The organism is Moorena sp. SIO3H5 (genome assembly GCF_010692395.1).
Taxonomy (GTDB): Bacteria; Cyanobacteriota; Cyanobacteriia; order Cyanobacteriales; family Coleofasciculaceae; genus Moorena.
This window is the reverse complement of the sequence record NZ_JAAHHS010000410.1, coordinates 1-6,598: the sequence shown is the minus strand read 5'-3', so window position 1 is coordinate 6,598 and position 6,598 is coordinate 1. Positions and strand designations below refer to the sequence as shown.

Sequence of the window (6,598 nt, the reverse complement as noted above, 5' to 3'; positions counted from 1 at the left end):
CCTCTACCTGCAAGCCTTAGACCTTAGGAAACGCTTGCTAGGAGAGGAACACCCCCATGTGGCCTCCAGCCTCAACAGCCTGGCAGGACTGTATTTTCGCCAGGGCAGGTACCAACAGGCCGAACCCCTCTACCTGCAAGCCTTAGACCTGAATAAACGCTTGCTAGGAGAGCAACACCCCGATGTGGCCTCCAGCCTCAACAACCTGGCTTCACTGTACTATAGCCAGGGCAGGTACCAACAGGCCGAACCCCTCTACCTGCAAGCCTTAGACCTGAATAAACGCTTGCTAGGAGAGCAACACCCCGATGTGGCCTTCAGCCTCAACAGCCTGGCAGGACTGTACTCTAGCCAGGGCAGGTACCAACAGGCGGAACCCCTCTACCTGCAAGCCTTAGACCTGAATAAACGCTTGCTAGGAGAGGAACACCCCGATGTGGCCTCCAGCCTCCACAACCTGGCAGGACTGTACTCTAGCCAGGGCAGGTACCAACAGGCGGAACCCCTCTACCTGCAAGCCTTAGACCTTAGGAAACGCTTGCTAGGAGAGCAACACCCCGATGTGGCCTCCAGCCTCAACAACCTGGCTTCACTGTACTATAGCCAGGGCAGGTATCAAGAAGCGGAACCCCTCTTGCAGCAAGCCTTAGAGCTAATGAAACGGTTGCTAGGAGAGGAACACCCCGATGTGGCCTCCAGCCTCAACAACCTGGCAGGACTGTACTCTAGCCAGGGCAGGTACCAACAGGCGGAACCCCTCTACCTGCAAGCCTTAGACCTTAGGAAACGCTTGCTAGGAGAGGAACACCCCGATGTGGCCTCCAGCCTCAACAACCTGGCAGGACTGTACTCTAGCCAGGGCAGGTACCAACAGGCCGAACCCCTCTACCTGCAAGCCTTACAGCTTGTAAAACGGCGGCTAGGACCAGACCACCCACATGTGGGATACAGCCTCAACAACCTGGGGGTACTGTATTACAGTCAAGGTAAGTTCACCTCTGCCCTTGAGCTGTTGGAGCAAGGATTGGAGGTAGAAGAACGGAACCTCCACTCCAATTTGGTTGCTGGTCCTGAGTCTCAAAAGCGAAAGTACCTTGATACTATCTCTGGTAGCACAAATGCAGTCATTTATCTGCACCTCCAAGCAGCTCCCAACAATCCCAGAGCAGCGCGTCTGGCTTTGACTACCATCCTGCGGCGAAAAGGTCGCGTTCTCGATTTCATCACCAACAGCCAGCAAATCCTGGGTCAACAGTTAGACCCTGAAAACCAGAGGTTACTCGATGACCTCAACGCTACCCGCACTCAACTAGCAAACTTGTTCTACAGCCAAAGCTTAGACCCTGAAAACCAGAGGTTACTCGATGACCTCAATCCTAACCCCACTCAAGGAGCCGACCTGACCTACAATCGACCGGCAAATCTACCTGCTAAATACTATCAAGATAGGTTAAAGTCTCTCTCTGAACAAGCCAAGCAATTAGAGAATCAAATTAGCCGTAGCAGCCCGGAATTTCGCACAGCTAACCAAAGTGTGACTCTCGAAGCCATTCAAAAGCTGATTCCAGCTAATACGGCCCTAGTGGAATTGGTCAAGTATCGACCTTATCATCCTAAAGCGACAAAAGATCAACGCTTTGGTCTCCCTCGCTACGCTGCCTACGTGCTTCATTCCCAAGGAGACCCCCAAGGCATTGACTTAGGGGAAGTTGAGTTGATTGAATCAGACCTGGAGCAGTTTCGTCTCTCTCTTCAAGACAAAAAAACACCCACAGCTGATTTGAAGCAAGCCGCACGGCAAGTGGATCAGAAGTTAATGGAGCCTGTGCGCCAACTTTTAGGGTCTACTCGACAGATCTTACTTTCCCCGGACGGAGAGCTCAACCTGATTCCCTTTGAAGCCCTGGTGGATCAGCAGCAGGACTATCTGGTGGAAAACTATCGTTTTACTTACCTTACCTCTGGCAGGGACTTACTCAGATTATCCCAGCAATCTGTCAGTCAAACTGCTCCGGTGTTGTTGGGCAATCCTGACTTTGACCGTTCTGCTGCTGAATTTAGTGCTAATCACGATCATAGCAATCTCGCCAGTGCCCACCTTACCCGTTCCATTGACCTATCAAAGCGGGACTTTTCACCATTACCAGGCACGGCTGAGGAAGTAAAAGAAATCGCTAAGAAGCTGGGAGTAGCCCCTCTACTCGGTGGTAAGGCCACAGAGTCAGCAGTCAAAGGAGTCAATAGTCCCAGGATACTGCATATTGCTACCCATGGTTTCTCTGAGAATGCTCCCAATCAAGAACTGACAACACTCTATGACAATCCCATGCTGTTGTCCGGACTAGTGCTAGCAGGGGTTAAGCAGAAGCCTACGGGTGCAGAAAATGGGGTACTCACTGCCTTGGAAGCCGTAGGACTTAACTTGTCTGGCACCGAGTTGGTGGTCTTATCGGCTTGCGATACTGCTTCCGGACGGATTAGTTCAGGAGAGGGCATCTATGGGTTGCGTCGGGCTTTTGTGATTGCCGGTTCACAAACTCAGCTGATCAGTTTGCGCAAGGTAGAGGATAAAGCCACCAAAGAGCTGATGCTGGCTTACTATCAGCGCTTGCTAGACCAGAACATGGGGCGCAGCGAGGCTCTGCGGGAGACCCAACTGCAAATGTTGAAAGACCAGAGGTATCAGCATCCTTATTATTGGGCGAGTTTCATTGTTTCGGGCAACTGGCGACCGATGAAGACTGTGGGGACTTTAAGGGGGTGGGTGTTGCTGGTTGTATGTATATTATCTGTATTGTGCGTAGTGTGGGTAGTAGTTTGTCGGATGGGCAAAAACCCTTTGGTTCAAAGGAGTATTAATGATTAAATTAGTTTGCCCACCCTACTTTAATTGAGATTTTTTTCACTCCCGATTCCCGATTCCCTGCTCCCTTTGTAACATGAAAAGTCTAGAAGACTATCTACAAACCAGTGCAATCATCGATTGGCAACATCCTACAATTCTGGAACTGGCGAAGACAATAGCCCTAGAGCATCAAACATCGAATGCTTACGCAAAAGCCTGTTTTGAGTGGGTTCGAGATCAGATTCGCCATAGCGTTGACTATCAAATGAATCCTGTCACCTGTCGTGCCTCGGATGTACTTAAGTATAAAACTGGTTATTGTTACGCAAAAAGCCATTTGCTCGCTGCCCTATTACGAGCCAATGGAATTCCAGCAGGCTTTTGTTATCAGCGATTAAGTATTAATGACGACGGTGAGCCTTACAGTTTGCATGGTTTGAATGCGGTTTACTTACCTGAATTCGGTTGGTATCGAATTGATTCCAGAGGAAACCGTGAGGGAATTGATGCTCAATTTAATCCCCCAAAGGAGCAATTAGCTTTCAGCATTCGATTTCCTGGAGAAGCTGACTTTCCTAACATTTTTTCTGAACCACTTCCTATAGTTATCGAAGCATTACAGGCTGGCACTACTTGGGATGAAATGCTTGGTAGTTTGCCAGATGTTTTGTTGGAGGAATTTGAAGCTTATGCGCTACGCGCACGCTACACGAACAGCTATCAGTAGGGAACAGGGAACAGGGAACAGGGAACAGGGAAGATGCGCGTTCCAGCAATAGGCTTCCCTTAAGGGTGGTAAGTATTTTAAGGATGGTAAGGATCGTAAGGGTGGATAGAGAAAAAAAAATGAGCGATCACAAAATCATTAACTAAGCGATCGCTACATCCAAAACAAGCAATCTGTCCAGTATTTTACCATGCGCAAACCTTAAGCTATCCACTATTAGATATGAGCTAATGCACTAAGCGCACGGCTGAACGCGCACGCGTGAGCTTTTAGCTCACTGTTGAATGCTTAGCCGAAACCTGGAAAGGCTACGGGATGCTATAGAAGAGCTGGTACCGGAACGCCCTAAAAAACCTTTAGCTAGAAACTGTAGGATTAAAGTCAGTAACTGCGAATGGCACGATGGTTAAAACCACCTCCAAACTCACGTTTGACCAATACCTGGAATACGACGACGGTACAGATAACCGTTATGAACTGGTTGATGGGGAGTTAGTAGAATTGCCACCGGAGAGTGAACCAAACAGTTGGAGGGCAATGTGGCTAATGTATCAATTAGCCCAACAAATCAATCCTCGTTTAATCAAGATTCACAATTGTGAATTGCAAGTTCCAGGAAATCCTCAAAACCGCTATCCTGATTTGGTAGTGCTTACGGAACAACATCTTATCCAAACCGAAAAACGCCTAACTATCACCCTTGATATGGAGCCCCCACAGTTTGTTGCGGAGGTAGTTAGCCCCTACAGAAACCAAAATGATGAAAACTACCAACGTGATTATAGTGATAAAGTAAAACAATACCAACAAAGGGCTATTCCTGAATATTGGATTATTGACTCCCAAGCGCAATTAGTAACTGTACTGGTTTTGAAAAACGGTAGTTATCAAAAACAAGAATTTAGAGGTGATCAGCAGATTGTTTCCCAGACTTTCAGTGATTTGAAGTTGACGGCTTTAGAGGTAATCAATGCGTAAGCTATAGCAATTATTCTTTGGGGAATATATAAATTATTCGGTTTTAGGCAGCAGGGAGCAGGGAGCAGGTAAGAGGGAAGCCGGAAGTGATAAGAGGTAAAAAATTCTTTGTACCTCATAGCTATGAGAGACCCTATTCTAATTTAGAGTACCTAAATTAATTTTGATAATTTTTATTCCCTACTCCCTACTCCCTACTCCCTACTCCCTTACCCAATTACCTTTTCCATCCTAAACCGTTCAAACCCTACCCCACTGAGGAATACAGTCTCCGGTTCAATAATAGTAAATCCCTGTTTTAGAAAGAAATACTTAGAAATTCTACTCGCTTCAGTATAGAGACAATTAACACTTTGCCTTAAGGCTTCATCTTCTAATTGTTGGTAAATCGCTGTAGCATAACCCTGGCGAGAGTAGTCTTTTGCTGTAAACAGTAAATCAATGTGATTAGCGGGATGTAATTGACCAAAAGCCACTATATTATTGCTATCAACCGCAACAACTGTTATTCCCATACTCAGCCGTTTTGTAAACTGGTCGATATCCTTAGGATAGGATGACCAAATCTCTACTTGTTTACTATTATACGCTTGTGAAGCTATCCCCATGATAGCATTTTTGTAGACATCGAAAACAGCTTTGGCATCTGATACCTGGTAGTTACGGATTAACATTTTTTCTCGGATATCCCCATTCCCGATTCCCGATTCCCGATTCCCGATTCCCGATTTCCTATTCCCTATTCCCAACTTCTAAAAGAAGTGTAAGCTGTTTTGAGGGCCTTTATAGCAATCTACTATGGCAAGCATTAACGATAACTACCTCAAACTCAAAGCTGGCTACCTATTTCCCGAAATTGCGCGACGGGTCAATACTTTCGCAGAAGCCAATCCCGATGCTAAGCTAATCAAGCTGGGGATTGGTGATGTTACCGAACCACTACCAGCCGCCTGCCGCAGCGCCATAATCAAAGCTGTTGAAGAAATGGGCGATCGCGCCACCTTCAAAGGTTATGGTCCAGAGCAAGGCTACCCTTGGTTAAGGGAAAAAATTGCTACCCACGATTTTCAAAGTCGGGGGTGTGACATTGAGGCTGGGGAAATTTTCATCTCCGATGGCTCCAAGTGCGACAGCGGTAACATTCTCGACATCTTTGGAAAAGATAACAAGATTGCCGTTACTGACCCAGTTTATCCCGTGTATGTAGACACCAACGTTATGGCTGGTCATACCGGGGATGCTAATGATGCTGGTAAGTATGAGGGTTTGGTTTATCTACCGATTACCGCCGAGAACAACTTCACCGCTGAGATTCCCTCCGAGAAGGTTGATTTAATTTACCTGTGCTTCCCTAATAACCCTACCGGAGCAACCGCTAGCAAAGACTACCTCAAAAGCTGGGTAGACTATGCCAAAGCTAATGGCTCGGTAATTTTCTTTGATGCAGCCTACGAAGCCTTTATCACTGACCCAGAGCTACCCCACTCCATCTACGAGATTGAGGGAGCAAGGGATTGTGCCATTGAATTCCGCTCTTTTTCCAAAAATGCAGGCTTTACCGGCACCCGCTGTGCATTAACAGTAGTACCGAAGACCCTAACAGCCAAAGCATCCGATGGTTCAGATGTAGAACTGTGGAAACTTTGGAACCGCCGCCATTGTACTAAGTTTAATGGGGTTTCCTATATTGTACAACGAGGCGCTGAAGCCGTTTATTCTGAAGAAGGCCAAGGGCAAGTTAAAGCACTAGTTGACTTCTATCTGGAAAATGCCAAAATTATTTGCGATCAACTAACAGCTGCTGGCTTAACCGTTTATGGTGGCGTAAATGCCCCTTACGTTTGGGTCAAAACACCTAATGGTCTATCCAGTTGGGATTTCTTTGATAAATTACTCAACACTGCCAATGTAGTCGGAACCCCTGGTTCTGGATTTGGTGCTGCAGGAGAAGGCTATTTCCGCATTTCCGCATTTAATAGTCGAGAAAATGTAGACGAAGCGATGCAGCGAATTACCGATAAATTCAAAGTCTAGTTGCGTATTTGCGA

Annotated in this window: 5 protein-coding genes; 4 read left to right on the top strand and 1 reads right to left on the bottom strand. The window is 46.8% G+C overall.

The genetic code is table 11. The features are described 5' to 3' along the window. The 3 genes from F6K52_RS29745 to F6K52_RS29735 all read left to right on the top strand — a co-directional run. The coding region (locus F6K52_RS29745) for a CHAT domain-containing tetratricopeptide repeat protein (RefSeq protein ID WP_364420360.1) at positions 1-2,866 on the top strand (2,866 nt) is incomplete at its 5' end. Between the two features lie 73 nt (positions 2,867-2,939). Then, positions 2,940-3,572: a transglutaminase family protein gene (locus tag F6K52_RS29740; RefSeq protein ID WP_293087279.1), complete on the top strand. Its 633-nt coding sequence runs from the start codon at positions 2,940-2,942 to the stop codon at positions 3,570-3,572. Between the two features lie 402 nt (positions 3,573-3,974). Then, a complete protein-coding gene (locus tag F6K52_RS29735; RefSeq protein ID WP_293087276.1) occupies positions 3,975-4,550 on the top strand; it encodes a Uma2 family endonuclease in 576 nt (191 codons plus the stop codon). Positions 4,551-4,759: 209 nt separating this feature from the next. On the opposite strand, the gene F6K52_RS29730 is transcribed toward F6K52_RS29735, so the two are convergent. Next, positions 4,760-5,299, bottom strand: a complete 540-nt coding sequence (locus tag F6K52_RS29730; RefSeq protein WP_293087273.1) for a GNAT family N-acetyltransferase — start codon at positions 5,297-5,299, stop codon at positions 4,760-4,762. Between the two features lie 49 nt (positions 5,300-5,348). On the opposite strand from F6K52_RS29730, the gene F6K52_RS29725 reads away from it, so the two are divergent. Next, on the top strand, positions 5,349-6,584 hold the full coding sequence (locus tag F6K52_RS29725; RefSeq protein ID WP_293087270.1) for an LL-diaminopimelate aminotransferase: 1,236 nt from the start codon (positions 5,349-5,351) through the stop codon (positions 6,582-6,584). The last annotated feature ends 14 nt before the right edge of the window (positions 6,585-6,598 follow it).

What these genes read in the sequence shown, in the direction of transcription:
- F6K52_RS29725 (WP_293087270.1), top strand. Translation starts at nt 5,349, where the DNA reads ATGGCAAGCATTAACGATAACTACCTCAAACTCAAAGCTGGCTACCTA.
- F6K52_RS29740 (WP_293087279.1), top strand. Translation starts at nt 2,940, where the DNA reads ATGAAAAGTCTAGAAGACTATCTACAAACCAGTGCAATCATCGATTGG.
- F6K52_RS29735 (WP_293087276.1), top strand. Translation starts at nt 3,975, where the DNA reads ATGGTTAAAACCACCTCCAAACTCACGTTTGACCAATACCTGGAATAC.